This window comes from Bacillus sp. SJ-10, from assembly GCF_002843505.1.
GTDB lineage: Bacteria > Bacillota > Bacilli > Bacillales > Bacillaceae > Bacillus > Bacillus velezensis.
In genome coordinates this window covers 1462037-1487659 of the sequence record NZ_CP025258.1, presented here as the reverse complement: position 1 = coordinate 1487659, position 25623 = coordinate 1462037, and the positions used below count along the sequence as shown (strand labels likewise).

Sequence of the window (25623 nt, the reverse complement as noted above, 5' to 3'; positions counted from 1 at the left end):
TGACTTTTCATCGGAACGCATCACTTAACAAAGCAGAAGGGAAAACGAAAGGCCTTTCACATTCTCTTTCTGAAAAAACAAAGCTTGAGAGGAGACGATTTACATGTCAAAAGAAAACAACTGCAATATCCCGCAGCCGATCAGAGGAGACAAAGGGGCGACCGTCACGATTCCGCGCAACCTTGAAAGAGACCGCCAAAATCCGGATATGCTGACGCCGCCGGAAACGGATCACGGCACAGTGGATAATATGAAATTCTCTTTCTCAGATGTGCACAACCGGCTGGAAAAGGGCGGATACGCGCGTGAGGTGACCGTTCGCGAGCTGCCGATTTCTGAAAATCTGGCATCTGTCAACATGCGTTTAAAACCGGGCGCCATCCGTGAGCTGCACTGGCATAAAGAAGCGGAATGGGCATATATGCTGACGGGCAAAGCGCGGGTCACGATTGTTGATGAACAGGGACGCAGTTTTATCGATGACGTGAAGGAAGGAGATCTGTGGTACTTCCCGTCAGGCCTGCCGCACTCCATTCAGGCGCTGAAAGAAGGCTGTGAATTCCTCTTGGTTTTTGATGACGGTTCCTTCTCAGAAAACAGCACATTCCAAGTGACTGACTGGCTTGCCCACACACCGCTTGATGTCATCGCCAACAACTTCGGGGTTTCAGAAAAAGACCTCGCCGGCCTGCCCGGGAAAGAAAAATATATCTTTGAAGAGCCGGTTCCCGGGAAGCTGAAAGATGACATTGTGGAAGGCCCGAACGGTGAAGTGCCATATCCGTTCACTTACCGCCTGCTGGATGAAGGCCCGACTGCTGAGACGGATGGCGGCAAAGTATATATCGCGGATTCCACAAACTTCAAAGTGTCCAAAACGATCGCTTCAGCGCTTGTCGTGGTCGAACCGGGCGCAATGAGAGAGCTGCACTGGCATCCGAACACGCATGAATGGCAGTATTATATTTCCGGTAAAGGGCGGATGACGGTTTTTGCATCGGACGGCCATGCAAGAACATTTAACTATCAGGCCGGGGATGTCGGTTACGTTCCGTTCGCAATGGGCCACTATGTGGAGAATTTGGGAGATGAGCCGCTCGTCTTCCTGGAAATCTTCAAGGATGACCACTATGCCGATGTGTCCCTGAACCAATGGCTTGCCATGCTTCCCGAGAAATTCGTCCAGCAGCATCTGGATCTGGGCAAAGACTTTACGGATATTCTTTCGAAAGAGAAACACCCTGTCGTCAAAAAGAAATGCTGAAGAAGATACACACCGACTTGCAGAGTTCCGTCTCTGCAAGTCTCCTCTGTGTGAAAAGGAGCTGAACAGATGATCAATCAAAACGGGACGAAAATGTTATTTCTTCAGGTGCTCCGGTATGCCCTGGCAGCCGCTGCCGTATTATTCGGGTATTTTATCGTGATGATGGCTGTATTTTCATTAGCCGGGACGAGCTACGGATCGATGGCGTACGTCCTGCTTTTTTCCGTGCTTTTTATTCTTCTCGGTTTATGTTTTGAACCGCTTGAGCGGCTGATGATACATAGCTTTACCTTTTTTGGGACGGGCAGGCTGCCTTTTCTCCTTTTAGCCAGCACCGTTCAGCTGCTGTTCCTCTGGATGACCGCGTATACGACGGATAAACTGATTGAAAAGATTTGGCTGTCAACGACGGAGGAGCTGATTGTGGCGGGAGTTTTTTTCGTTTTGGATAAATGCGTCTCCGGACAAAAGCAGCCCCGGGCGCAATAAAAAAACGCAGGCCGGAATGGCTCTGCGTTTTTTTTCATCATACCGTTGCGTTTTCATGCCGGATTAAATCGTAGGTTAAGCAGACCGGTTTGTTCGTGCGCGGATCTTTTACAATCTGTGCGTCAATCTGAAAAACGTCTTCCAATATGCCGGGAGTCATGACTTCCTCCGCCGTTCCTTCCTTGATGACGCGCCCTTTTTTCAGGGCGATCATGTAATGGGAAAAACGGGCGGCATGGTTCAGATCATGAATGACCATTAAAATGGTGCGGCCCTGCTCCTTGTTTAATTTGTCCAGCAGCTGCAAAATTTCAAGCTGATGGGCGAGATCTAAATAAGTGGTCGGTTCATCAAGAAGCAGCAGCTCCGTTTCTTGAGCGAGCGCCATGGCGATCCACACACGCTGCCGCTGCCCCCCGGAAAGCGCTTCGATCGGCCGGTCGTAAAATTCGGCCATCCCCGTCTCTTCAAGCGCCCATTTGATCATGTCACGGTCTTTATCACTCAAACGGCCCATTCCGGACTGATGCGGAAACCTGCCGTAAGAAACAAGTTCGTACACCGTCAGCCCGCTCGGCGCTTCAGGCGTCTGCGGAAGAATTGCCATTTCCTTGGCGATGTCCTTCGTGGATTTTTGCATGATCGCCTGTCCGTTTAAATAGACGGCGCCGGATTTCGGTTTCATGATTCTTGACATCGTTTTGAGAACCGTCGATTTTCCGCAGCCGTTCGGACCGATCAGCGTTGTAATTTTTCCTTTCGGGATGGCGATATCCAATTCTTTCGCTATCAAACGGTCGCCATAACCGACAGTAAGCTGTTCCGCCGATAATGAGTTCATCGCGGCAGTCTCCTTCCTCTATTTCGTTTTCATCAGCAAATATACAAAATACGGCGCTCCGAGCACGGAAATCACCAGGCCGACGGGAACTTCGGACGGTGCAAGCACATTTCTCGCCAGCGTATCGGCAAGCAGAAATAAAAATGCGCCGATTAAAGCCGAAACCGGGATAAGCGTCTGGTGGCGCGGGCCGGTAAGCCTTCTGGCCAAATGCGGCGCAATGAGTCCGAGAAAAGCGATTCCGCCGGCTGCCGCAACACATGACGCGGTCAGGGCAACGGCGCACATCAGCAGAACGCGCCGCTCCTTTTCAACCCGGGTGCCAAGCCCCGCCGCCAGCTGATCACCGAGCTGAAGCACATTTAAATACCTGGCTTTATAGAGGCTGAACGGTAAAAGAACCAGCAGCCACGGCAAAATAGACAGCACCATTTTCCAATTGGCGTTCCAAATCGAACCGGAAATCCATACAAGCGCCTGCATGAAATCCCGCGGGTCCATCTTCAGCTGAAAAATCAAGAGAAGCGCATTAAACCCCGCATTGACGCCGATCCCGACCAAAACGAGCCGGACAGGTGAAACGCCTTTTTTCCAAGCCAGAACATAGATGAGCAGCGCAGCCAGAAAAGCCCCCGCCAAAGCGCTCACCGGAAGCAGCCATGTACCGGCCATGCTTAAATCAACAGCTGATCCTTGGAAAAAGAAGATAAACAGAACGACCGCCAAAGACGCCCCGGCGTTAATACCGAGAATGCCCGGCTCCGCCAAGTCATTTTGAGACACGCTTTGAAAAATCGCGCCTGAAACCGCGATTCCGGCGCCGACCAGTAATGACAGCACCATGCGCGGCAGTCTGAATTCAAATAAAACGAGCTGATCCCGGGCATCCCCCTGTCCGAAAAAGACACGCAGCGTATCAAGAGGCGCAATCCGGATCACCCCCATGTTTAAACTGATAAAAAAGACGATGCATATGAGCAAAAACGTAACGGCCATGACCGCCAGCGGTTTTTTCGATTTTACATTCATTACAGCCCTCTCCTTTCCCTGCGCGCCAAATAAAAGAAAAAGGGAACGCCGATAAGGGCGGTTAAAGCGCCGACCGGTGTTTCAAACGGCGCATTGACGAGTCTTGCGGCAATATCACTGAAGACTAACAGAACGGCGCCGAATACCGCCGAACAGGGAATGATCCACCTGTAATCTACCCCGACTAAAAATCGGGTGATATGCGGAATTACCAAGCCGATAAAAGAAATGGCTCCGGCGACTGAGACTGAAGCCCCCGTCAAGAGGACAACGACAAACATTCCGATTACTTTCACAAGCGATGTGTACTGCCCGAGCCCTTTGGCCAGTTCCTCACCCAAGCTCAGCACCGTCACTGAGCGCGCAATCAGAAATGCCAGCAAAAGTCCGATAACCCCGACCGCCAAAAGCAGCTGCACGCCTTCCCATTTGACGGAAGCGACTCCTCCGGCATACCAGAACTTCACATCCTGGGCGACATCAAAACGGATCGCAATCGCGCTTGAAAGCCCCGTTAAGAAATAGCCGACTGCCGTACCGGCCAGCGCGAGCTTCACCGGTGTCAGACCGCCTTTTGAAAACAGGCCGATGCCAAACACAATAAGCGCTCCGATTCCCGCTCCCGCAAAGGACCACAAAACAAGTCCCGCCGCAGACAGCCCCGGAAAAAAAGCAAATGCCAATGCGATCGCAAATCCTGACCCCGACGTCACGCCCATAATGGAAGGCTCAGCAAGCGGGTTCCGCGTCAGCCCCTGCATAATCGCCCCGGACACAGCTAAAAAAGCCCCGACGAGCGCGGCGGCGGCAGTTCTCGGCAGCCTCAGATCGCGTATGATTTGATGAGATGTATTTTGCGGCTGAAAGTGAAAGAGAGCATCCCACACCGTCCGCAGATGAATATCGGCAGCTCCGATGGAAACAGACAGAGCCGCGCCGATCAATAAAACCGCAATACCGGCACACAGCAGCACAGCAGCCCGGAATGAACGCGCCGTCCACTGGATTTCACTCCCTGATGCCCCTTGAGCCGTCATTGTCTGTTTCTTTTTCAATAGACCCAACACTCGTTCTTCCTTTCTCAAAACAAGAATGGTAATGATAATGATTATCAATGACTTGTTTCAGTATAGCACTTTTATCTTCTCTTTTAATAGACCTAATTTCATATAAAAAAAGAAAGTTTTTCTTTAAAAAGAGCGTGCTTCTCTATGAAAGCAGTGATATAATCACACTGATAATGATTCTCTTTATCACTAATTTTTATGAAAGAAGGAATGTCAGATGTTCCATACATACAAGAAAATCGGCGCAGCGCTGATTGCCGTGCTGCTCATCGCCGCTTTGGCCGCATGCGGCAATTCTTCAGACACGAAAGGTTCTTCTGAAAAAGAAGAAACCATCACGTATAAAGCCGAAAACGGCAATATTAAAATTCCGAAGCACCCGAAACGGGTCGTCGTCATGGCTGACGGCTACTACGGCGACTTTAAACAGCTCGGCATCAATGTTGTCGGCGCGCCGCAAAACGTATTTAAAAACCCTTATTACAAAGGGAAAACAAAGGGTGTGACAAACATCGGCGACGGCACGTCCGTTGAAAAAATCATTGACTTAAAGCCGGATTTAATCGTTGTCTGGACGACACAAGGCGCCGACATTGAAAAACTGGAAAAAATCGCGCCGACAATCGCCATTAAATATGACAAGCTCAGCAACATTGATCAATTCAAAGAGTTTGCGAAAATGACAGGCACTGAAGATAAAGCAGACAAATGGCTGGCTGAATGGGATAAGAAAACCGCTGCCGCTAAAACAAAGGTTCAAAAAGCGGTCGGCTCAAAAACCATCTCCATCATGCAGACAAACGGAAAAGACATCTATGTATTCGGTAAAGACTTCGGCCGCGGCGGAAGCATCATTTATGACAAACTCGGGCTGAAGGCCACAAAACTGACGCAGGAAAAAGCCATTAATCAAGGGCCGGGCTACGCCAGCATTTCACTCGAGAAACTGCCTGACTTCGCGGGAGACTACATCTTTATGGGGCCATGGCAGGCCGGCGGTGACGACAAAGGCGTGCTTGACAGCTCAATCTGGAAGAACCTCGATGCCGTCAAACAAAACCATGTCTACCGCATTGATCCGATCGGCTTCTATTTCTCAGACCCGATCTCACTTGAAGGCCAGCTCGACTACATCACAAAAAGCTTAACGAAGTAACCCCGAAGCCGCTGTCACAGCGGCTTTTTATTACGCTTAAAACTTGACAAAAAAATTCATCAATTCTGTTGTCAATTAGTTTTAACCATTTGTAAACCATAGCATATAGTTCTATTAATCAATTATATGAAATTTGTTTATCAAATGGTTTAGGAGGATTTATTTTGCGAGGAGCTGCAGGTATTGTTATTGCTGACTGGCTTGGAGAGCGTTGTCTAAATCGTAAAGAATATCATCAATCGTTTCAATACCAATAGAAAGACGAATCATATCCGGAGTAACACCGGCTTTTACCTGACTTTCTTCATCCAGCTGTTGATGGGTCGTGCTGGCAGGATGAATAACCAGTGATTTCGCATCGCCAACATTCGCCAAATGACTGAAAATCTTCACGCTGTTAATAAATTTCTTCCCTTCTTCCACCCCGCCTTTAATACCAAATGTGAAAATGGATCCTGCTCCTTTTGGCAAATACTTTTGGGCAAGTTCGTGATAAGGGTTTGATGCAAGGCCTGGATAATTAACCCATGAGACATGGGGATGTTTTTCTAAAAATTGTGCAACCTTAAGGGCATTTTCTACATGGCGCTCCATCCGCAGAGGAAGAGTTTCTAATCCCTGAAGAAACATAAATGTATTGAATGGCGAAGCGGAAGCTCCAATGTCTCTAAGCAACGTAACGCGTGCTTTTGTAATATAAGCTAGCGATCCCAGTGCATCTGTATAAACTAACCCATGATAACTTAGATCTGGTTCTGACAAACCTGAAAATTTTCCGTTCGCCCAATTGAATTTTCCAGAATCTACAATAACACCGCCGATAGAGGTTCCATGGCCGCCAATAAATTTGGTAGCTGAATGAACCACAATGTCTGCTCCATACTCAATTGGCCTGCATAAATATGGGGAGGCAAATGTATTATCAACGATAAGCGGAACATTATTTGCATGTGCAATATCGGCAATTGCTTGAATATCCGCAATATTAATTCGAGGATTTCCAATCGTTTCTATAAACACAGCTTTTGTTTTGTCATTCATTTTTTCTTGAAATTGAGCTGGATCGTCTACATCAACAAAGTGAAATTTGATTCCTAGCTTTGGAAAAGTATGAGCAAATAAAGTATAGGTCCCCCCATACAGGCTGCTGGAAGCGATAATTTCATCTCCTGCTTCTGCAATATTCAAAATAGAATATGTAATAGCTGACTGTCCCGATGAAGTTGCTAATGCCCCTACGCCGCCTTCCATTAGGGCAACACGTTGCTCAAAAACATCATGAGTAGGATTCATGATTCGTGTATAAATATTTCCGGGTTCTTTTAAAGAAAACAAATCTGCAGCATGATCTGTGTCGTTAAAGATATATGAGCTTGTTTGATAAATAGGGACTGCTCTAGAATTTGTAGTGGGGTCAGGTACTTGTCCTCCATGAAGAGCAATTGTTTCAAACCCTAATGAATGTTTTTTCTCCATCATTATACCCTCGTTTCACTCGTCTTTATATTCTGAATATTAAGTAATAATATCACAGAGTTTAGTTCTCTACTACCCATTTTGCTATGAAATGGTTTAATCGCTCTTTCTTTTAACTTATGTTAATTTACCTGGTTAAAATAAACAATTTACAAATTTTGATTTCAGATTTCCTTTCTCATTATGAAGAATAGAGTAACTAAAGAGTCAATAGCATATAAGTCACTCTTCTATCAGTTAGGGATCTAGCACCCCATTTAATTAAGAAGAGTTTCTCTATTTAACTACTTGTTCGGGTATATTAGATACTTTCTGCTTTGTATTAGACACTAAGAGTATACTCATTAATACTACCGATAAGCCTATATAAGTACTCAAGGAAGTTCGTTCATCTAAAAATAAAACACCCCAGATTATACCGAATATGGGTACCAATAGGGTTACACTAACGGTTTTAGTTGGACCTATATTTTTTATCAGATAAAAATAGAGAAGATAAGCAACACTTGTAGAAAATACGGCTAATCCTAAAACTGAAATAGTCACACCTATACTTGGTAACTTGTTAGGCATATCAAGGAGTGCAAAAGGCAGTAAAACAATACTTGCTCCTAATTGCTGTCCAATAGCTAAATCAAAAGATTTCATATCTTGAAAAGCTCTTTTACTATATACTCCTCCTATTCCATAGAATAAAGCTGCTAAAGAAATAGCTACTATTGATAATATAACCTTTACATTTAGTTGAATAGGACTCCAACCAACCAGGATTCCTACTCCTATGCACCCCATAATAATACCAAGGAAAGTACGCATATTTTTACCTTCTTTAAGCCATAAAATAGATATGATTACGGAAAACAAGGGAGTTGTAGAATTAATAATAGCAGCAAGTGACGCGGAAAGGTTTAACTCAGCGTAAGCAATTAAAACGAATGGAATGGCTGCATTAATGGCACCCAGAATCATTAACTCTTTCCATTTGTACTTGATTTCTATTTTTTGTTTTAGTAATCGTGCAAAAATAATAAGAGAGATAGCTGCAATTCCTACACGGCTTTCAATAAGAAATAAAGGGCCTAATGAAGGTGAAGCTATTTTGATGAATAAAAATGATGCACCAAAAAGGCTAGCCAGCAATAGTAAGATGCTAAATTGTTTGAAAGACATATCTTTACCATATCCTTTCTAAATGAGTAATTAAATCTCAAATTGACTCCTAACAGTTTAGCACCTAAACTTTCAGGAGTCAATTTGAGTATGGGGTCTTAAATCTGGCTTACCGTCAAAGATTAAATATGGGCTATGTTGTTCATGTTCAATTAAGAGTAAATAGGTATGCTATACTGAGGAATAAATAACTAAAGTGATACCAGGTGAAATGTATGAAGACAAGAGAAGAAATTTTTAATGAGCTACTAGAATCTATTTATGAACTCTCTCGTAACACGAGCGCATACGAAAACATACCTCGAAAATATGGAACAGAAGATGAACTATATATGGTTGAAGCACATACCATTGATTTAATTGGAGAAAATGTGAAAGTTAGTCCTTCGCATCTTGTGAAGCTTACCAATAAAACAAAAGGTGCCATTTCTCAAATGGTGGATAAATTATTAAAAAAAGGGTTGGTTATAAAATATAAAAATCCAACCAATAGCCGAGAAGTTATCATAGAATTGTCGGAAAAAGGGAAACAAGCTTATAAGTATCACAAAGAACTTGATCGAATAGAATATGGAAAAATATTGAGTAGACTGGATCAATTTTCAACAGAAGATTTTATAAACTTCATGAAAATAGCTTCTGTAGTAAACAACCATATGAAAGACTCAACTCGAAAAAATTCCCATTAATTTCATGTACCTTACAAAATCAATCACTAAAAGTTAAGTACTAGTGTTATGGGATCTTTATCTGAAAGTAATAAAAAGAACCCATTTTAAAATAATCAATCAAAATGGGTTCTTTATTATTTTTTAAGCTCTGTTTAATTTAATGTTTCAATTGCCTCACGCGTAAACGGAATTAATTCTTCTGTTCGTCCGTCTCGGATTTTGTTTACCCAGTCAGGATCAGCCAATAATGCGCGACCCACCGCTATCAAATCAAATTCTTCACGTTCTAATCTCTCGATCAAATTGCCCATTTTGTTGGCTTTGCCATTGGCCTCTTCTCCAGTAGCGAAGAAATCCACGAAATCAGCGCCATCAAGACCGACAGAGCCAACTGTAATTGTTGGTTTTCCTGTCAGTTTTTTAATCCATCCTGACAGATTCAGTTCAGATCCTTCAAATGCAGGTTCCCAAAAGCGACGAATAGATGCATGAAAGATGTCCACCCCTGCATCAGCTAATGGCGTTAAGAAACGTTTTAGTTCTTCTGGAGTTTCTACTAATTTTGCTGTATAGAAATCATATTTCCACTGTGAGATTCGCAACGAGATTGGGAAATCTGGTCCAACAACACGTCGGCAAGCTGCGATGACCTCACTCGCAAAGCGTGTGCGCTTAACTATGTCGCCACCGTATTCATCGGTACGTGTGTTTGTTTTTTCCCAAAAGAACTGATCGATTAAAAATCCATGGGCTGCCATAATCTCAATGCCATCAAAACCAACCTTTTTAGCATTGGCTGCTGCCTGTGCAAAAGCTTCAACCAATTCCAAAATTTCTTGTTTTGAGTAATCATTAGCGTTGCCTCGTGCACCCATGTGCCACAATTGAGAGAAAATTTTCCCACCGGCTTCGTGTACCCCATCAACTACTTTTGACCAACCGTTTAGCGCCTCTTCACCGTATAAGTGTGGTACGTCCTCCTGCCATGCTGGCACCTCGGATGCAACATCAGGATGGTTGATAAACGTACCCTCTGTCACAATAAGTCCAACACCATTTTCAGCTCTACGACGATAATACGCAGCGACATCCTCCCCTGGTACTCCATTTGGAGAAAAGTTTCGCGTCATAGGTGCCATCAAAATACGATTAGATAGTTTCAGATTTCCCATTTCGAATGGTTTAAAAAGAGCTTCAACTGACTGAAAATTATTCATAAAGACCTCCAAGTTTTATACTTTAAGACTTATTCATTATGCATTAACTCCATGGTCAAGAGCAGATCCGACTTTCAAGGCAGTTGCTACCATAATTGATTCAGCAACTTCTTCTTTGGAATCTCTATGTTTTTTAACTTGTTTAACATCGTCTTGACTAATAATTCTTCCCTCTAATTCCATTTATCCGTACCTACCGTTTGGTACAATTTTATGTTAGCAGATTAAGCGGACAAGCTGTTAAGAAATGTTTCGATTTCTTCTTGTGTTTTTCGAGCCTTGCTAACAAACCGCCCTGCTTCTTCTCCGTTATGATAAGCGATAAAACTTGGAATACCAAATACATTCAGTTCTATGCATAAATCAATAAAGTCATCCCGGTCTACATAAATAAACTGATATTCCGAATAATTTGCTTCAATGTCCGGCAAAATTGGCTCGATCGCCCGACAGTCTGGGCACCAGTCCGCTGAAAACATAAAGACAACGCGCTCTGTTTTTTTTAACTTCTCAAAATGATCCATTGATTGTAAATTTTCCATCATGATTCCCTCCATTCTTTTCATATACATAATCTTTGTATTCTTTAGCACGTATAAGATGTTGGATATCATCTATATTATCCATTTGAACATCTCGCATCCATCCTTGATCATAAGGGGATTCATTTACATATTCAGGACTATCCTCTAATTCTGTGTTTACTTTTAGAATCTAAAGGATGAGATAAGTTCGGAGTAGTTTTAATGGACTCCACATCACCACAGCTATTGTTTATCGTTAATGAATTCCCTTCCTTCTGGGGATCTAAGAATACAATTTCATCAAATCGTTGTTTGAGCATAATCTGTAATCTCTAAACGTACTCGATCTTCAACTTTTGACCAAATAGGGTCCTTGGAATAATACAGTTCTGTTGGTGTAATCACTTAACCTCCTTCTATCAACAACTAAACTTTTATACTATTAGTATGCCTTTTTAGATTTCAACCCTGTATCTTTAAAATAAAAAGACTAATATTCACCATTTTCATTTACAAAGCACAATTGTTACTACCAACCATCAATTATCTACCTTATTTAAAATAGAGTACAACAGAGTAGCTTAAGAAAAAAATCACTGTATTTCAGTGATTAATAAATGCATCATTCCAGAAGGGGTCATGACTATTACATCATCATTTAATTTGTGACCAATTAGACTTTTTCCGATTGGAGACTCATCTGATATATAGTTTTCAGATAAATGTGATTCTGCGGGACTAACAAGTTTAAGATGCATTTCATATTTTCCTGTCATTTCTTTAACAGTGACAATGGATCCGATCCCTACTTCTCGTATTTTTGCATTTTTAATTATTTTTGCTTGCTTTATAATGTATTCTAAATCATTTATTTTCTTTTTAAGTGCAGCAAATTCATCTACTGAAATTTGATACTCAGGATCTTTATTAAAATCACAAAAATTTCTGCTCTCTTGAACTTTTTCACTAACTTCTTTCCATCTTTTTTTCTTTAAACAAAGTAATTCTTTCTTCAACGCATTATAACCAGCTTCCGTAAGTAACTTCTTGTCCATCAATCATTCACCCTCCTTTACCCAAACTACTTTTCTCGGCACTTATGCGATAATAGTAACGGTAGGGAAATCCGGAAAATCCATTGCTAAGTTAAAGTTTTTAAGATTAAGCCTGATACAGTACTGTTAGTCCAACAGTTGGTTTGACCTTAAGCTCCATAATTCCATGGAACTTCCTCACTTATGCAGTGGGAATAATAACAAGAATAGTGTTAAAAATCAGGGGTGAAAGTTAAGCTGTTCCTATTCAACTAAAGGATTGCTTTAATTAAAGAACAAAGATTAAACAAGTGAAAATAGAAAGAGAATCTGTCAAGTTCTCTTAAATACGAAAAATAAATGACATTACTGTGTTAAAAAACAAAATGAGTACATCGTTTAATGTTTATAACGGATTAGAGAAATCATTGCCCAAACTCCTATAACAGGACCGATCGCAAGGATGGAGAATGCCCATTTCCACCCTACGATATCTTCAAAGACTGGAATCAAATAAATAGAAAAGACCGTAATAAGAAAACCTATAGCCATTTGAAATGTCAAGGCAGTTCCTGCACATTCTGATTTTGCGAAATCTGCAACCATTGCTGAAAATTGTGCTGAATCTGCAACAACTGATATCCCCCAAATGATTGCTACAATAACGGTAATCCATATAGAAAGACCAAAGGTAAGTCCGATACATAAAGAAGATACAGCACTAACAATCATGGCAATCATAGAAAGTCGTGATTTTCCAATTTTATCAGCACATAATCCACCTATTATCGAACCTATAGCCCCCGAAATTCCAATTGTTAAAAATGCGAACAACGTACTGGCCTCTTGTAAAGCTGTGCCCTCTAAGGATGCTTTAAAGCTGGCTGTTAAGAAATATGGAAGCCATGTCCACATAGCATACAATTCCCACATATGACCGAAATAGCCATAGTTAGCTAACATTACAGGTCGATCTTTTAAGATATAATTGAGTGTATTCATCGACACAGTAGCTACTTCTTCTTTAGACTCCGGAGCATCCGGAAGACCCCAATGCATAATACCAGCTGCGATCAATGCTAATAAAGAGCTGACCAGCATTAATATCTTCCAGCTGACATTCGGAATAAATAAATTAAAAAGATGTGGCAATGAAGAACCTAATGTCAGAGCTGCAATTAGAATTCCAATACCAAATCCTCGTCTATTTTGAAACCAAGTAGAGAGTAGTTTCACGGCAGTAGGATAAACCCCTGCCATAGTAATTCCTGTTAGAAAACGTAAACTTAATCCCATTACCATTCCGGTGCTTAAAGTAAATAAACAATTGATGACAGCTCCGAATATACAGGCAATAGCAAATATTTTTCTTGGGTTATAACGGTCCGCCAAACCTAAAAAAGCAAAACAAATGGCTCCAATAATGAATCCAACCTGTACGGATGTGGTCATCCATGACCCTTCTGTTGCACTCATTCCCCATTGACGTTCTAATTGGGGAAGAACGGCTGAAGCGCTAAACCATAAACTGAGGGCAAATAGTTCAGCCAATGCAATCAAAAATAGAGCCTTCCATCTATTAATACTGTTCACATCAGACATAATGGGGGTTTTTCCTCCTCTCGGATTTCCAATTCTACCTGCAACGTATGAGAACGTAGACATTACGCATGTAATATGATCGTATATCTACGTTTTTTTAAAATTAGTTATACAAAGGTAAAGTAAGGTCGGCCTTGTCATAAAGCTTTTTTTACTTGTTACGTTTAAGCGTTGAATTCACGTGAACATTTCTTTCTAGTGAATTTTTTACGGGAGAAATTTCCATTGCTTTTGAAACTAACTCTTCAAGTTGTTTATCGTCTGCGTCACTATCTACCGTGAATTGAACATCAACTTCATTAAAACCTGGATTTCCTTCTTTTAAGCCCAACATTACATTTAAGTCTAATTGTCCTGAAGTGCTAACTTCTAGGGAATTCACCTTAATACCCTCTAAACTAGCTGTTGCAATAAATGCAAGTGATAAACAACCACCCAGAGCACTTAATAAAAGTTCAGCTGGGCCTGGACCCTTATTAGATCCTGAGAACCAATCTGGCTCATCAATCGGAATGGGTTTGTGGTCACTTACATGCGCTTCAGCGTAAAATCCATCTTTCCATTTTACCGAAGAAGACCATCCTGCCATTCCTTCCTCAGGATTTTTCTTATAATTTTCTACTAAGTTTTCAATAACTTTTGTATCGACTCCATTAATTTTTGTCATTTTTATATCTCCTTCATTTTGTTTTTTATAAAGATTATCTCTTTCTACTCTCGTTATCTAATAAAAGTTATTATGATTTTTTGGGGGAATGGCACAGCTGCCAACAGTACATAACCTTCCATAAGATTATTCATCATATGCAACTAATGCATTAACTCCATGAGAAAGAGCAGATCCGGCTTTCAAGGCAGTTGCTACCATAATTGATTCAGCAACTTCTTCTCTCGTTGCTTTCGCTTTTTTGGCTGCTTTAGTGTGGATATCAATACAGTAAGGGCACCCTGTTGTATGTGCCACTGCTATAGCAATCAACTCTTTTTCCTTAACACTAAGTAATCCCGCCTTCATCGCTTGTTGGTCAAAAGTCATAAACGCTTTAAAGGCATCTCCATCTAACTGAGAAAACTCTTTTAGTCGGTTGATATAAGGAGCTCTAAATAATTCATCATCAGCTGTTCCATCATAAGCGTTTAAAGCATTGACACCATGAGCAAGAGCAGACCCTGCTTTCAAGGCAGTTGCTACCATAATTGATTCAGCCATTTCCTCCCTAGAAGCTCTATGTTTTTTAACTTGTTTAACATGAAAATCAATACAATGGGGACATCCAGTCGTATGAGCAACAGCAACTGCAATTAATTCCTTTAATTTAGCTGTTAACTTTCCTTCAGATAACGCTTTTCTGTCAAAATCTACAAATGTTTTAAAGCTTTCAGGTGAAAGTGTACTAAATTCACCTAAACGGTTAAAATGTGATTTTTTGTATAAACTATCGTTCTGATTCATAATTTTCCCCTCTAACTTTTTTATTTCACACCTGACTGTACCTACTATTCGGTACAATTAGGTGTGATGATATATTACCAAAATAGATCAATGTTGTTTCTTATGAATTCTCAAGGTTTTCAATATAATGTTGGACGCTTTGAGCTGCTATTGATCCATCACCCGTAGCTGTGACAATTTGGCGCAGGGTTTTATCACGGATATCTCCAGCTGCATAAATACCAGGAATCTTAGTAGCCATTGCTTCATCCGTCACTACATAACCTTCTTCATTGGTTATATCTAAGTTTTTGAATGCAGCATTTAACGGAAGTGTCCCCACGTAAATAAATACACCATTTGCAGGGAATTGAGATTGTTCCCCTGTTTTTGTATCTTTTAACGTTACTGTATTCACTGTTCCATTTCCTGCGTTTATACTTGTAACTTCTTTATTCCAAATGAATTCAATCTTTTCATTGCTAAATGCTCTTTCTTGGAGTATTTTTTGCGCACGCAACTGATCTCGACGGTGAATAATGGTGACTTTTGAAGCGAAACGTGTAAGATACACAGCTTCTTCTACAGCTGAGTCTCCTCCACCCACAACAACAAGTTCACGTCCTTTAAAGAAGGCTCCATCACACACGGCACAATATGAAACTCCTAGACCACCAAGCTCATTCTCCCCTGGAACTCCAAGCTTTTTATGGTCTGCCCCAGTAGCGATAATAACAGATTTTGCATAAAATTCTTTCTTTGTAGTTACTACTTTTTTTAAACGGACTTCATCTATAATTTCTTTTATATCTCCATATTCATATACAGCACCAAACTTTTTGGCGTGCTCAAACATTTTATTAGAGAGGTCTGGACCTAAAATATGATCAAAACCAGGATAATTCTCTACATCCTGCGTATTAGCCATTTGTCCACCAGGTATTCCACGTTCAATAAGCAATGTGTTCAAATTAGCACGTGAAGTGTAAACTGCTGCTGTCATTCCCGCGGGACCTGCCCCAACTATGATGACATCATAAATTTTCATTTCCTTCAATATGTTCTCCCTCCTTTAAAAGAATCCATTAATGCACATTTGATTAAAGGGACTTAATTTTTGAAACTTCTTCTTTTAATTGCGCAATACCAACAATACCAGCAAAAGGTTTTTCGAATTTATTATTAGAATAGAAGCGTGTATTAGGGATACTCATTACACCAAATTCTGCAGCAAGCTCCGGATTCTCATCCACATCAACTTTAACAACTTGTACTTTATCACCAAACTCTTTGTCAAACTCCTCTAGTGTCTCAGCAAAAACCCGGCATGGTCCACACCAAGATGCTGAAAAGTTTAGTAAAACCACTTTATCTGTATTTAAGTTCTTTTCTAAATTACCATCTGTTACTTTGATTATAGTCATTTTGTTTTTCCTCCTGAGTTGTAAAAAGCTTTTTTAATAATTAATTGAATCGATTAAAGAGTAGACACTTTACCTTTGACTTCTATTTCTACGCCTGCTTTTTTGACCATGTTACCTACTATACATGCTCTATCAGCTGCTTCATTCACTCTTTCCATTGACTGTACTTCTTTTTCTGTTGCATCAGCAGATAAAACAACACGAGGATAATGGATAATATCAAAACTACTGTTAGAAGCAACCATCTCAGAATCAACCTCAATACTCACTACTGGCAGTTTTCTTGATTCAACCATCGACACTAATGTTGCTACATAACAAGCTTGTACTGATGACACAAGGATTTCTTTAGGTGATGCTCCTTGCCCATTACCTCCATACTCTGTTCCTATAGCAATGGGTGTATCAATATATTGAGATTTGATGGTGCCGTTACCTTCTACTCCTCCTTTCCAAACAGCATTCAGTTTTACATTCAAATTAGACATATTAAACACTCCTTTAGTTTTTGGTTGCCATCATTTTTAACATTGTTAAAACATCATGTGATATAGATTTCACTTACTCTTTCCAGTCTTTTTTCTAATTGTTCAAAATGAACAAAGCGTGCTTCTCTCAAATATTCAGTTCCTTCAATGAATAAAAGGAGTGCAGGAACCGTAAGAATTGAAAACCTTGAGGCTATCTCCTCTACGTTGTAAGCATTGATATACCCTAATTTGATATGTGGAAATTTATCCAGTAATTCTCTGAGTTGAGGCAAGACTGCATGGCATACTCCACAATCCGGCCTTGAAATATACAAAAAACTAAATTTATTTTGATGAATAAAGTTATCTATTGAATCTAAAGATGTTAATTCAACTGTTTCTACCATTAGTTCTCTCCCTCCTAATACTAGTCTTTAATAGGATTAAACTTAAAACTGCCATTGCCTAAGAGATCAGATCAGTTTTAGAAGAGAAGTTAGAGTTTAAAAACAAACTCATCTAAGAGAAATTTGTTGCTCCCACTTATTTTTCACTTGTAGGAATTCCGCAGCTTCCATCAGTACATAGTGTGTCATCCTCATTATTCACTGATATATTCTTAAGTTTCAGTAACGGATTTTCTTCTTCCCATACCTTGTTGAGTGCCTCTAAGAAAGCCTCTGCTGGTTGTGCACCTGAAACGGCGTATTTCTGATTTATAATTAAAAAGGGAACTCCAGAGATACCATAACGCTTAGCTTCTATTTGATCTGATCTTACCTCATCTGCATAAAGAGACTTGTCATTTAGGACCTTCAGAGCCTCTTGTCTATCTAAACCAGAAGCCTCTGCTAAATCTGCAAGGGTTTCATGATCACCTACATCCTTAGAATCAGTAAAGTGTGCATTAAGCAGATTTTCCAAGATATCAGCTTCTTTTCCTTTTGTTTTTGCCCATTTTGTTAAGCGGTGGGAATCAAACGTATTAGTTGGTTTCAAACCTTCTAAATTAAATGTTAATCCAACCTTTTTTGCACTTTGAGTTAAGTTTTCAAGGAACTGTTTTGTTTGTTCGGCATCCCCAAATTTAGAGAGTAATTTTTCGTAAAAACTTTGCCCGTTATATACTGGCGCACTAGGATCTAATTCAAAACTTTTATATTCAACTTTAACTTCATCTTTAAAAGCGAATTGTTTCAATGCTTTTTCTAAATTTTGTTTACCTATATAACAAAAGGGACATGCTACATCAGACCAAACTTCAATTTTCATATGAACACTCCTTTAATTAAATTATTTAAATTTGACTTACGTAATTATCGTATTCCTCCGCCTTTAGAAGTTCTTTTATCTCCTCTGTGTTAGAAGCTTTTACTTTCAGTAACCACCCTTTATCATAAGGTGATTCATTCACAAATTCTGGACTATCTTCTAATTCCGTATTCACTTCTATAATCTGTCCGTTAATCGGAGAAAAAAGCTCAGATGTAGTTTTAACTGATTCAATACTCCCAAAGCTGGCATCTTTCACTGTTGAAGTCCCACTTCTGGGAGTTCTAGAAATACAATTTCTCCAAGCGTTGATTGAGCATAATCAGTAATTCCTAAGATAGCAATGCTGTTATCAACCTTTACCCATAAATGATCTTTAGAATAATACATATCTGTTGCACTCCTTCAGTCAGTTATAAAGCAAGTTACTGTACCTACTATTTGGTACAGTAACTTTCGAAAAATACTCTTATAATTATTCTTTTTTCTTATTGTGACTTAAAGATGCCTGAACATGAACATTTCTTTGGATTGTATTTTTTACAGGTGAAAGTTTCGTGGCCTGTGCAACAAGTTCTTCAATCTGATGTTCATCCGCATCACTATCGACATTAAAATGCGCATTGATTTCATCAAAACCAGGATTTCCTTCCTTTAATCCTAAAAAGACATTCAAATCTAGTTGTCCTGAAACCTCTACTTCTAATGAGTTTATCTTAATTCCCATTCCACTAGCAGTTGCAATAAACCCCACTGACAAGCAAGAACCTAGTGCGCTTAATAAATATTCCACTGGGTTTGCTCCCTTATTGGAGCCTGCTAACCATTTTGGCTCATCAACATGAATAGGAGCATGATCACCTACTTTTGCCTCAACATGGAATCCATTATCCCATTTTACAGAAGATGACCAACTTCCAGTACCTTCAGCAGGATTTTTTTTGTATTGCTCCACTAAACCTTCAATAATACTCATATCAACACCATTTAATTTTGCCATTGTTTATCTCTCCTTCAGCACAGGATTGTACCTACCAGTCGGTACAAAAAGAGCTTAACATAAGAAAAACAATATTGCAAGAAAAAAACAGTTGACTATTCTAGATTAAATTGTTTTCGGATTACTTCTATAATGTCACTTAAAAAGTTGACGTTTTGTTGGTTTTTCATTAGCAAAATTCCTCCTTCAATCATAGCTACAATTGCTTGAGCATCTTTTTTAGTATCAAAGGAATCTAACAGACCTTGTTCAACCATTTCATTTAATGTAATCTCTATAGCCCCTATCCAACATTCAAATAAATGTTGAATTTTTACACGAAACGTTTCATCATGCTCGCTCATTTCAATGGCTAAGTTTCCTATAGGACAACCTGATTTATTCTTCACTTCAGTATGAAAAGTAAGTGTTCTGTCCAACATCATATTTAACTTATTTACTGGAGTATTATCTGACTGAAGAATATCTGATATTAACTCTGTTTGCCATTCATGGACTATAGATTCCACTACTGCTAATCCTAAATCATATTTAGATGAGAAGTAGTGATAAAATTGGCCTTTTCCAATCTCTGCAGCCACAAGAATATCATTTATAGAGGTTGCTTGATATCCCTTAGAATAAATAATCTCTCTTGCAGCTGATATTATTTCGTGCTTTTTAGACAAATTTCTCACACCTTAATCGCAAAGTTTAGTTTATATATTATATGATTCCATTAGGTTTTGCCAAGCATTTTAGGAATGGATCATATTTCCATCATCCAGTATAGTCATCAGAACATTACTTTCATGTAATGAACAGTTAAGAAATACCTTAAATTATAAAAGTAGGACAGGCTCCTAGCACCATGTAAATAATAAACGGCACCTATTCTATAATTTACATTTTTGGATTAACATGTATAATAAGATTCTCCCGGCCGGAGATTGATGTAAATAACGGAGGATCTTTATATGAAAGAAAACAAGGCGAGTATGACTTCCCTGCTGTCCGCTTTCGGAAGGGCGTACCACAGTAAATACGACACCCCGGTGATATTTGATGATTTTTTGGCACAAGATCTGATTTCTGATAAAGAGCATTCGGACATCCGCGATCATCTGATTCAAGGTATATCATTTTTCAGCAAAGACATGGCCCAGAGGCTTCAAGGCCAACCGGATGACATCTTAAAATGGGTGACTCAAGTCCAGCTGTCTCCTACACCGTTAGCCCGTGCCGCATATTGTGAAGAAGTGCTTTTCAATGAAGTGAAGCTCGGGGCCAAACAGTATGTCATCCTTGGCGCGGGGCTGGATACTTTTTGTTTCAGGCATCCTGAGGTGACAAACGCCTTAGACATATTTGAAATCGATCATCCCGCTTCACAGGAAGACAAAATAAACAGATTGAAACATCTGAACCTCGGCATTTCCCATCATCTTCATTTTGTACCGATGGACTTCGCCGCTTCGCTTTCTTTCAGCCGTCTGTATCAGGAAGGTTTTTCACGCCAAAAAACCTTTTTCAGCCTGCTCGGTGTGTCATACTATCTTACGAAAAAGCATCTCGCCCGCCTGCTCACACAATTATTTGCCGAAGTCCCGCCGGGAAGCTCTATCGTGTTTGATTATGCAGATGAGTCGCTCTTTGAAGAAAGAGGACTGTCAAACAGAGTGGAAAACATGGTGAAAATGGCTGCAGCAAGCGGAGAACCGATGTTATCGTGTTTCAGTTATAAAGAAATCGAAAAAATATTAGAATCATCAGGTCTGCTTATTTATGAACATTTATCTCCGGCGGACGTCAATGACCGTTTTTTCAGCGGACGCACTGACCATTTAACCGCATTCGAGACCATTCATTATATACACGCCGTCAAAAAGTAACCCGCTGCCGCAAATAAAAAAGACATCTCACAGACGTGAGATGTCTTTTTGTCATACCGATTGTCTGTTGTTTGCAAATTTCTTTGAGACGAAAGGATATAACAGCAAACCGACGAAGAACAGCCCGATACCGAGAATAAAGGTCGTTAAATCGGCCGTTCCGGTAATAATGACGTAAAAAGAATAAATGCAGGCAAGGATGGCGATGATACCGTCTCTTACTCTTGAACCCTTTATCTCGTCATACGTTTCACCCGTAAAAATGAGCTTCAGGCTGTAAAACGCTGATACGAGATACGGAATCAGATAAGCGAGCGTCGCCGCCGTTGTTAAAAACGTGAACGCGTCACTGATCGTCCGGGAAATAACCGAAAAGATAAAGATCTGTGACATCACGTTCGTTACGATTAACGACACAACCGGGCTTCCCTGTTTATTCGTTTTTGCAAAAGCAGCCGGAAAGTCTCCTGATTTCGCCGCTTGATACGGAACTTCAGAGCCGAGAAGAATCCAGCCGAGCATCGTTCCGAACAGACACAAAATCGCCAGAATCGCCATGATGACGCTTCCCGCATTGCCGACGATCGCGTACAATACGTCAACAAACGGTTTTTCCGAGCCGACAAGCTTACCATGCGGAAGCACGCCCATCGTAATCAATGTTACGATGATATAGATGCCAAGCGCGATCAATAATCCGGTAATGGTGGCGCGTTTCACGTCGCGCTGCGAACGGGCGCGTCCGGATAAGATGACTGCCGATTCAATTCCGACGAACGCCCATAATGTTGAAATCGCCGCATTGTGGATCTGCCCGCCGATTCCCTCAACTGTGTGAGGACCTGTTTGAACCGGAAAATAAAAATGATCGAAAAACGACGTTTGAAATACAAACAAACCTGCAATGATAAAGAAGATAAATCCTAATACTTTTGAAAACGTCGTGACAAAATTTAATTTACTCGCACCGTTAATGCTGGTGACGAGAATCGTGTGAGTGCCCCATAATAAAACCGTACATACGGCAAACGTCAGCAGCTGGCCGAGCGTAACCGCCTGACCGCCGATCGAAAACATTTCACGCTTATCCGTTAAAATCGGGAAAAATGATGTTAAATATCCGGCAAGGCTCGTGATGATCGCCACGTTGCTGATCCAGCTCGCCACCCAGTAGCCCCATACCATCGTGAAGCCCGCTGCATTCCCTTTTTTCCGATCACTGAACAGCGCACGCGCATAGCTTTGCGGCCCCGCCGTCAGCTCAGGCTTGCGGATGGATAAGTGGCCGAAGACCAGCGCGATCATTAACACACCGGCTCCCGTTAAAAGCCATGCCGATGTAGCGCCGAACGGGCTCGCGATTTTTGCGAGCGTACTCGGAAGCGAAAAGATGCCCGAGCCTACCATATTTCCTACGACAAACGCCGTTAATAACCAAAAACCCCATTTTTTCGTCTGTTCCATTCCTGTACCTCCTGGTTGTTCATTCGTACGGACCAGACCCCGAGACCATATTTACACGCAAAAAAAAGCCTGAACAAAAGTCCATGCTTAAAGAAACACACACACCCTTGATCTCCGGATAGCCCTCCGCGAAAAAGCACGCGGCAGTCCTGCACTTATTCAGATACAGTCCCAGCATAAAGAAGGATCGGCTTTCTTTACACTTCGGCGCTGATGCCTTTAACACATGTTTTGCGGCCCCTATCAGCCTGGCATGTGCGACTCATCATCAAGCGCAACCTCTACCTCACCGAGAAAGAGTGAGGATTTTTATCATTCAATTCTACTCAGAGGTTATCAGAGATAAAAAGATCTGTCAAAGGGAAAAATTAGATGGAAAACGGATAGAGCGTTCGCCCTACCCGTCTTATATGGTCAGCGGTTGTTTTTTTTCTTTTGAACAGCTTCTTGAAGCGGATCGTCTTTCAGAGCTGCACCGGCGTCGTCAAGCGCGCCTTGAATGACGTTTTTGTTTTTATCGCTGTTTTTTCCTTTTTCTTTGTTAAAGAAAGCCATCTGTATCACCTCTTTATCAAGTATAGGTACACCTATAATGTGTCTTTTTCCGCGGCAGAATATGCGGAATCCGCGTCTCCTTCCTTTTGGCGGAACAGGTAAAGTTTGTTGATCAAACATGCATTCTCTTGATATATTTGTAATTCAGGGGATTTTGGCAAAAATAAAAAGGAGAAGCGAAAAATGACAGGAAAAACACACATCATGGGAGGCATCGCTTCTTGTTCCGCAATTGCGTATTATTACGGGTATGATCCGGTCCTTATGACCTCAGCGGGTGCCCTCGGGGCGCTGATTCCCGACATATGCCATACGAAAAGCAAAATCGGCAGAACGCTGCCCGTTCTGTCCAAAATCGTAAGCACGGTGTTCGGCCACAGAACGTTTACACACAGTCTGCTGTTTATGCTTATTATGTTTTTCATTACGGCAACCTATATTCCGAATCCGAGCATTTCCGCCGGACTGATGATCGGAATGGCGAGCCATCTTGTGCTTGACGCATGGACCGTCAACGGCATTAAACTGCTGTTTCCGTCCGCCATCCGCTTCCGTCTTCCCCTTTATATGAGAACGGGGAGCTTTTCGGAGCAGCTTGTGCTGGCCGGCTTAACGATTGTATCCTGCTATTATTTATACGAACTGGTTCACGGCCGCATCTCATAAACAAAAAGCATCTTTCGCTTTTAGGGTGAGGAGTCATACATATGAAGAAAACCTTTTTCAGCAATCATCGGTTTTTATGCCTGTCCATCCTGTTCATGTGGATGAAAACCTATGCCGTTTATAAGCTCGGTTTTGATCTGCAGAACAATTCGGTTCTTGAGGAATGTCTGCTTCTCATTAATCCGCTGAGCTTCATTGTGCCGCTGTTCGGCATCGCCCTGCTGCTGACGGAAAAAAAACAGCGGATCTTTCTGCTTTCGGCAAATGTGATGCTGACGGGGATTTTAATCGCAAATACGGTGTTTTACGGTTTTTATATTGATTTTATCACCATACCGGTTTTGTTTCAGACGAGCAATATGGGTGATATGGGAAGCAGCGTCCAAGAGCTGTTTCACCCGCTTTACATCGCTTTATTTTTGGATATTGCGGTTTTGTTTTACCTTGGTAAAAGGCATAAAGCCGGTAAAGGAAAAGCCAGCACCCGTACCGTTAAAGCGTATGCGTGGGCATCAGCCGGCCTCATGCTGTGCAACCTTGCGCTGTCTGAGGCCGAGCAGCCGAAGCTGTTCAAGCACCCTTTTGATCGTGAAGCGCTCGTAAAAGGAATCGGCCTGTTCCACTTTCATTTGTATGACACCATTTCGCAGACGCTGAATGCAGGGGCTAAAGCGTTTGCCGACGAAGACAGCCTTGCGGCGGTCGCAAATTACACTCAAGCCGACTACAGCAGGCCGTCCGAATCAAAGTTCGGGCTGGCAAAGGGGCGCAATGTGATTTTTGTTACGCTCGAATCAACACAGCGTTTTGTAATGGATGAGCGGGTCAACGGGCGGGAGATTACCCCGTTTTTAAATAAACTGCGGAAAAAAAGTTATGACTTCACTCATTTTTATCAGCAGACTGAACAGGGAAAAACCTCAGATTCAGAATTCATTACTGCGAATTCGCTGTATCCGTCTTCAAGCGGCGCCGTTTTTTTTACAAAAAGCGGCCACCGGTTCAATACGATGTACCATATGTTAAAAGATCATCAATACTATTCAGCCGTTCTGCATGCCAATCATAAGGCCTTTTGGAACCGGGATGAGATGTACGGGACATTCGGAATCGACCGTTTTTTCGACGCGGATGAATTTAAGGTGACACAGGAAAATTCAACAGGCTGGGGCCTGAAGGATAAGGAATTTCTCGAACAGTCAGCGGAAAAATTAAAGAAGCTTCCGCAGCCGTTTTACGCGAGCCTGCTGACTTTGACCAACCATTTTCCTTTTGAAATTGATAAACAGGATCAGCTCATTGAAGAACCGGACACAAGCAGCGATTTATTAAACCGCTATGTGACGACGGTCCGCTATGAAGATGAGGCCCTGAAACACTTTTTCAAGAAGCTGAAAAAAGAAGGACTGTATGACAACGCGATGATCGTCCTGATGGGAGATCATTACGGTATATCCGAAGCCCATAATCAAGGACTTGCCGAATTCTTAGGGAAAGAGGAAATCACTCCGTTTGATACGGTTCAGCTTCAGCGCGTGCCGTTTATCATTCATATTCCCGGGGTGACCGACCGTGCGCCGGAAACGATTGCATCCGCCGCGGGACAGGTTGATGTAAGACCGACGCTGCTTCACCTGCTCGGCATTGAAACGAAAGGCAGCATTCAGTTCGGCAATGATCTGTTTTCCGGAGAGCGGACCCCGTTTGCGGTGCTGAGAAACGGCAGCTTTATCACGGATGATCATATTTATACGAAAAATACGTGTTACAGCCGTAAAACGGGTGAACCGCGTTCTGACATGAGCACGTGCAGCGATGAGAAAGAAAAAGCGGAACAAGAGCTGATGCTTTCCGATAAAATATTAAACGGCGACCTGCTGCGGTTTTACAAGCAATAAAAAAATCCCTCCGTTATATGGAGGGATT

The 25623-nt window shown here is 41.5% G+C and carries 29 protein-coding genes, 1 pseudogene and 1 riboswitch; of the genes and pseudogenes, 7 read left to right on the top strand and 23 right to left on the bottom strand.

Features of this window, described 5'->3' with window-relative positions; genetic code table 11:
• Positions 1-103 precede the first annotated feature (103 nt).
• Positions 104-1264 (top strand): oxalate decarboxylase family bicupin, encoded by a 1161-nt coding sequence (locus CXL14_RS07500; RefSeq protein ID WP_007410043.1) that lies wholly within the window; start codon positions 104-106, stop codon positions 1262-1264.
• 69 nt (positions 1265-1333) lie between these two features.
• Positions 1334-1756 carry a regulatory YrvL family protein gene (locus CXL14_RS07495; protein ID WP_014418861.1) on the top strand — a complete coding sequence of 141 codons (423 nt, stop codon included), beginning with the start codon at positions 1334-1336 and terminating at the stop codon, positions 1754-1756.
• 37 nt (positions 1757-1793) lie between these two features.
• On the opposite strand, the gene CXL14_RS07490 is transcribed toward CXL14_RS07495, so the two are convergent.
• The 3 genes from CXL14_RS07490 to CXL14_RS07480 are packed head-to-tail and all read right to left on the bottom strand — an operon-like array spanning position 1794 to position 4663.
• Complete coding sequence (locus tag CXL14_RS07490; protein WP_007613715.1) at positions 1794-2597, bottom strand: ABC transporter ATP-binding protein; 804 nt, start codon at positions 2595-2597, stop codon at positions 1794-1796.
• A gap of 18 nt (positions 2598-2615) precedes the next feature.
• Positions 2616-3626, bottom strand: coding sequence for a FecCD family ABC transporter permease (locus CXL14_RS07485; RefSeq protein WP_020956329.1), 1011 nt, complete (start codon positions 3624-3626; stop codon positions 2616-2618).
• On the bottom strand, positions 3626-4663 hold the full coding sequence (locus CXL14_RS07480) for a FecCD family ABC transporter permease (RefSeq protein ID WP_029973587.1): 1038 nt from the start codon (positions 4661-4663) through the stop codon (positions 3626-3628). Before CXL14_RS07480 ends, CXL14_RS07485 begins: the two co-directional genes overlap by 1 nt.
• 247 nt (positions 4664-4910) lie before the next feature.
• Between CXL14_RS07480 and CXL14_RS07475 the strand changes: the two genes are divergently transcribed.
• Entirely contained in the window at positions 4911-5849 is a 939-nt protein-coding gene (locus tag CXL14_RS07475; protein ID WP_021494112.1) for an iron-hydroxamate ABC transporter substrate-binding protein, read from the top strand.
• A 186-nt stretch (positions 5850-6035) separates the two neighbouring features.
• Here the strand turns inward: CXL14_RS07475 and CXL14_RS07470 are convergent, their stop codons facing one another.
• A complete protein-coding gene (locus CXL14_RS07470; protein WP_053285167.1) occupies positions 6036-7325 on the bottom strand; it encodes a homocysteine synthase in 1290 nt (429 codons plus the stop codon).
• 276 nt (positions 7326-7601) lie between these two features.
• Positions 7602-8495 carry a DMT family transporter gene (locus CXL14_RS07465; RefSeq protein ID WP_053285166.1) on the bottom strand — a complete coding sequence of 298 codons (894 nt, stop codon included), beginning with the start codon at positions 8493-8495 and terminating at the stop codon, positions 7602-7604.
• A gap of 215 nt (positions 8496-8710) precedes the next feature.
• Between CXL14_RS07465 and CXL14_RS07460 the strand changes: the two genes are divergently transcribed.
• A complete protein-coding gene (locus tag CXL14_RS07460) occupies positions 8711-9184 on the top strand; it encodes a MarR family winged helix-turn-helix transcriptional regulator (RefSeq protein WP_038461595.1) in 474 nt (157 codons plus the stop codon).
• 134 nt (positions 9185-9318) lie between these two features.
• On the opposite strand, the gene CXL14_RS07455 is transcribed toward CXL14_RS07460, so the two are convergent.
• The 16 genes and pseudogenes from CXL14_RS07455 to CXL14_RS07380 all read right to left on the bottom strand — a co-directional run bounded on the left by CXL14_RS07455 (position 9319) and on the right by CXL14_RS07380 (position 19809).
• Positions 9319-10383, bottom strand: coding sequence for an NADH:flavin oxidoreductase (locus tag CXL14_RS07455; protein WP_022553765.1), 1065 nt, complete (start codon positions 10381-10383; stop codon positions 9319-9321).
• 36 nt (positions 10384-10419) lie between these two features.
• Positions 10420-10566: a hypothetical protein gene (locus CXL14_RS20520; protein WP_259347345.1), complete on the bottom strand. Its 147-nt coding sequence runs from the start codon at positions 10564-10566 to the stop codon at positions 10420-10422.
• Between the two features lie 41 nt (positions 10567-10607).
• Complete coding sequence (locus CXL14_RS07445; protein ID WP_038461597.1) at positions 10608-10925, bottom strand: thioredoxin family protein; 318 nt, start codon at positions 10923-10925, stop codon at positions 10608-10610.
• Positions 10894-11097: a glycine cleavage system protein H gene (locus tag CXL14_RS20630; protein WP_079891276.1), complete on the bottom strand. Its 204-nt coding sequence runs from the start codon at positions 11095-11097 to the stop codon at positions 10894-10896. Before CXL14_RS20630 ends, CXL14_RS07445 begins: the two co-directional genes overlap by 32 nt.
• Positions 11098-11500: 403 nt before the next feature.
• The gene (locus CXL14_RS07435) at positions 11501-11962 is read right to left on the bottom strand and encodes a GreA/GreB family elongation factor (protein WP_076983452.1); all 462 of its coding nucleotides are present in this window, start codon (positions 11960-11962) and stop codon (positions 11501-11503) included.
• 378 nt (positions 11963-12340) lie between these two features.
• Entirely contained in the window at positions 12341-13543 is a 1203-nt protein-coding gene (locus CXL14_RS07430) for an MFS transporter (RefSeq protein WP_053285163.1), read from the bottom strand.
• Between the two features lie 151 nt (positions 13544-13694).
• Positions 13695-14210, bottom strand: coding sequence for an OsmC family protein (locus CXL14_RS07425; protein WP_053285162.1), 516 nt, complete (start codon positions 14208-14210; stop codon positions 13695-13697).
• A 126-nt stretch (positions 14211-14336) separates the two neighbouring features.
• Entirely contained in the window at positions 14337-14996 is a 660-nt protein-coding gene (locus CXL14_RS07420; RefSeq protein WP_022553770.1) for a carboxymuconolactone decarboxylase family protein, read from the bottom strand.
• A gap of 100 nt (positions 14997-15096) precedes the next feature.
• Positions 15097-16032, bottom strand: a complete 936-nt coding sequence (gene trxB, locus CXL14_RS07415; protein WP_053285161.1) for a thioredoxin-disulfide reductase — start codon at positions 16030-16032, stop codon at positions 15097-15099.
• 43 nt (positions 16033-16075) lie between these two features.
• Complete coding sequence (locus CXL14_RS07410) at positions 16076-16399, bottom strand: thioredoxin family protein (protein WP_010788736.1); 324 nt, start codon at positions 16397-16399, stop codon at positions 16076-16078.
• Positions 16400-16452: 53 nt separating this feature from the next.
• Positions 16453-16887, bottom strand: a complete 435-nt coding sequence (locus CXL14_RS07405) for an OsmC family protein (protein WP_101287746.1) — start codon at positions 16885-16887, stop codon at positions 16453-16455.
• Positions 16888-16940: 53 nt separating this feature from the next.
• Complete coding sequence (locus CXL14_RS07400) at positions 16941-17276, bottom strand: thioredoxin family protein (protein WP_053285159.1); 336 nt, start codon at positions 17274-17276, stop codon at positions 16941-16943.
• A 136-nt stretch (positions 17277-17412) separates the two neighbouring features.
• Entirely contained in the window at positions 17413-18141 is a 729-nt protein-coding gene (locus CXL14_RS07395; RefSeq protein WP_053285158.1) for a DsbA family oxidoreductase, read from the bottom strand.
• Between the two features lie 25 nt (positions 18142-18166).
• Positions 18167-18531: pseudogene (gcvH, locus tag CXL14_RS07390) on the bottom strand (glycine cleavage system protein GcvH).
• An 85-nt stretch (positions 18532-18616) separates the two neighbouring features.
• On the bottom strand, positions 18617-19141 hold the full coding sequence (locus CXL14_RS07385) for an OsmC family protein (RefSeq protein WP_053285157.1): 525 nt from the start codon (positions 19139-19141) through the stop codon (positions 18617-18619).
• Between the two features lie 95 nt (positions 19142-19236).
• Positions 19237-19809, bottom strand: a complete 573-nt coding sequence (locus CXL14_RS07380) for a TetR/AcrR family transcriptional regulator (protein ID WP_022553778.1) — start codon at positions 19807-19809, stop codon at positions 19237-19239.
• A 288-nt stretch (positions 19810-20097) separates the two neighbouring features.
• On the opposite strand from CXL14_RS07380, the gene CXL14_RS07375 reads away from it, so the two are divergent.
• Positions 20098-21012, top strand: a complete 915-nt coding sequence (locus CXL14_RS07375; RefSeq protein WP_101287744.1) for a class I SAM-dependent methyltransferase — start codon at positions 20098-20100, stop codon at positions 21010-21012.
• Positions 21013-21063: 51 nt separating this feature from the next.
• Here the strand turns inward: CXL14_RS07375 and CXL14_RS07370 are convergent, their stop codons facing one another.
• Both CXL14_RS07370 and sspJ read right to left on the bottom strand, forming a co-directional pair.
• A complete protein-coding gene (locus CXL14_RS07370; protein WP_007410036.1) occupies positions 21064-22476 on the bottom strand; it encodes an amino acid permease in 1413 nt (470 codons plus the stop codon).
• Positions 22477-22587: 111 nt separating this feature from the next.
• A riboswitch (Lysine riboswitch) is annotated at positions 22588-22768 on the bottom strand.
• 122 nt (positions 22769-22890) lie between these two features.
• A complete protein-coding gene (gene sspJ / locus CXL14_RS07360) occupies positions 22891-23031 on the bottom strand; it encodes a small acid-soluble spore protein SspJ (RefSeq protein ID WP_021494114.1) in 141 nt (46 codons plus the stop codon).
• A 183-nt stretch (positions 23032-23214) separates the two neighbouring features.
• On the opposite strand from sspJ, the gene CXL14_RS07355 reads away from it, so the two are divergent.
• Together CXL14_RS07355 and CXL14_RS07350 are read left to right on the top strand one after the other, a co-directional pair.
• Positions 23215-23697, top strand: coding sequence for a metal-dependent hydrolase (locus CXL14_RS07355; protein ID WP_003151759.1), 483 nt, complete (start codon positions 23215-23217; stop codon positions 23695-23697).
• A 41-nt stretch (positions 23698-23738) separates the two neighbouring features.
• The gene (locus CXL14_RS07350) at positions 23739-25595 is read left to right on the top strand and encodes an LTA synthase family protein (protein WP_101287742.1); all 1857 of its coding nucleotides are present in this window, start codon (positions 23739-23741) and stop codon (positions 25593-25595) included.
• Positions 25596-25623: the final 28 nt, after the last annotated feature.